General features: G+C 63.0%; 2 protein-coding genes and 1 riboswitch. Of the genes, one reads left to right on the top strand and one right to left on the bottom strand.

Going from position 1 to position 2243, the window contains the following annotated elements:
• The coding region (locus GSQ88_RS35430; RefSeq protein WP_210253943.1) for a hypothetical protein at positions 1–227 on the bottom strand (227 nt) is incomplete at its 3' end.
• Positions 228–319: 92 nt separating this feature from the next.
• A riboswitch (ZMP/ZTP riboswitch) is annotated at positions 320–400 on the top strand.
• A 25-nt stretch (positions 401–425) separates the two neighbouring features.
• Between GSQ88_RS35430 and purH the strand changes: the two genes are divergently transcribed.
• On the top strand, positions 426–2018 hold the full coding sequence (gene purH, locus GSQ88_RS31725) for a bifunctional phosphoribosylaminoimidazolecarboxamide formyltransferase/IMP cyclohydrolase (protein WP_159012035.1): 1593 nt from the start codon (positions 426–428) through the stop codon (positions 2016–2018).
• Positions 2019–2243 lie beyond the last annotated feature (225 nt).

Here is a 2243-nt window from a genome sequence, read left to right as displayed (position 1 = left end):
CCCCGCCGCACCGCCCAGATCGTGATCCGGCAGGATTCACGGCAGGCCTCCAGCATCCGCTGGACCTTCGTCCGCTCGACCGCGTCGCCTTCAGTGACAACCGCGCGGCGCAATGCCCGGCGCGAGCCCGAATTGCCGTTATAGAGCGTTTTCGAGCGAAGTGGGTACCGGTTCGCGTGAAGAAAACGCGTCAAAACAAAAAGACCAAAGCCCCGTTCCGATTTCATCGGAACGGAAAAGGCTCTGGAAAAGTGTCGCACAAGACATAGCGACAGCCTTAGCAGGCCGTTGTGAGAGGCGTCGAAAGCTGCTAGTTACCGGGCACTCGCGCGACTGGCGACTTTGGATGGAGCACCATCGGGAAGCGCGGGAATGACCGCCGCGCGCCTGGGCAAAAAGCACCCTTTTAACTGAGGATCTTGCCCATGACCGACCATCCGCGCCGCGTAACCCGTGCCCTATTATCCGTTTCCGATAAATCCGGACTGATCGAATTCGCCCGCGCGCTATCGGCGCATGGCGTCGATCTGGTCTCCACCGGCGGCACCGCCAAGGCGATCGCCGCAGCGGGCCTGAAGGTGAGAGACGTTTCCGATCTCACCGGTTTTCCGGAAATGATGGACGGCAGGGTCAAGACCCTGCATCCCAAGGTGCATGGTGGATTGCTCGCGATCCGCGACAATGCCGAACACGCGCAATCCATGAAGGATCACGGCATCGCGCCGATCGACCTGTTGGTGGTCAATCTTTATCCGTTCGAAGCGACCGTCGATAAGGGCGCTGATTTCGAGGAGTGCATCGAGAACATCGACATCGGTGGCCCCGCGATGATCCGCGCGGCCGCGAAGAACCATGACGACGTCGCGGTCGTGGTCGAGCCGCAGGATTACCAGGCCGTGCTCGATGAACTCGCGACCAACGGCGGCGCGACTACGCTAACGCTGCGCCGCCGCCTCGCCGCCAAGGCTTACGCCCGCACCGCCGCCTATGACGCGGCGATCTCGAACTGGTTCGCGCTTCAGCTCAAGACCGACGCACCGGATTTTCGTGCCTTCGGCGGCCGCCTGATCCAGGCGTTACGCTATGGCGAAAACCCGCATCAGCAAGCCGCGTTCTATCGCACGCCCGACAAACGCCCCGGCGTCGCCACCGCGCGCCAATTGCAGGGCAAGGAGCTGTCTTACAACAACATCAACGACACCGATGCGGCCTATGAATGCATCGCTGAATTCGACCCGGCGCGCACCGCGGCCTGCGTCATCGTCAAGCACGCCAATCCTTGCGGCGTTGCCGAGGGCGCCGATCTCATCAGCGCCTACCGCAAGGCATTCGCCTGCGACACCCAATCGCCCTATGGCGGCATTATCGCGGTCAATCGCACGCTCGATGCCGACACCGCCCGCGTCATTACGGAAATCCTGACCGAAGTCATCATCGCGCCCGACGCGACCGAGGAAGCCATCGCGATCATCGCCAAACGACGCAATCTGCGGCTACTGCTCGCCGGTAGCCTGCCTGATCCCCGCGCGCGCGGTCTGACCGCGAAAACCGTCGCCGGCGGTTTGCTGGTGCAGAGCCGCGATAACGCCGTGGTCGATGACATCGTGCTGAAGACCGTGACCAAGCGCGCGCCGACCGAGGCCGAACTTGGCGATCTCAAATTCGCATTTCGCGTCGCCAAGCATGTCAAGTCCAACACCATCGTCTACGCCAAGAACCTCGCCACCGTTGGCGTCGGCGCCGGACAGATGAGCCGGGTGGATGCCTCGCGCATCGCCGCGCGCAAGGCGCAGGACGCCGCCACCGACGCCAAGCTCGACCAGCCCATGACCAGGGGATCCGTGGTCGCCTCCGATGCGTTCTTTCCGTTCGCGGATGGATTGCTGGTCGCGATCGAAGCCGGCGCCACCGCCGTGATTCAGCCCGGCGGTTCGATCCGCGACGAGGAAGTCATCAAGGCCGCCGACGACGCCGGCATCGCGATGGTGTTCACCGGCGTGCGTCATTTCAGGCATTAGCGTTGATGTTCCGGCGCAAGAGCCCGTAAGGCTATCTCGCCGTCATCCTGAGGAGCGCGCTCTTGCGCGCGTCTCGAAGGATGATGTTCAGCTCGGTGCTTGCGGCCATCCTTCGAGGCTCGCAAGAGCTCGCACCTCAGAGCGGGAGAATCTTTCGGCCACGAGCATTTGCCAGGGCGGTTGGGGTGTGATTCGATTGCCCTGAGCGCGAAGCAGGGGCTGGCG

The organism is Bradyrhizobium sp. S69 (assembly GCF_009766005.1).
GTDB lineage: Bacteria > Pseudomonadota > Alphaproteobacteria > Rhizobiales > Xanthobacteraceae > Bradyrhizobium.
This window is presented reverse-complemented; position numbering and strand designations above follow the sequence as displayed.

What these genes read in the sequence shown, in the direction of transcription:
- purH (WP_159012035.1), top strand. Translation starts at nt 426, where the DNA reads ATGACCGACCATCCGCGCCGCGTAACCCGTGCCCTATTATCCGTTTCC.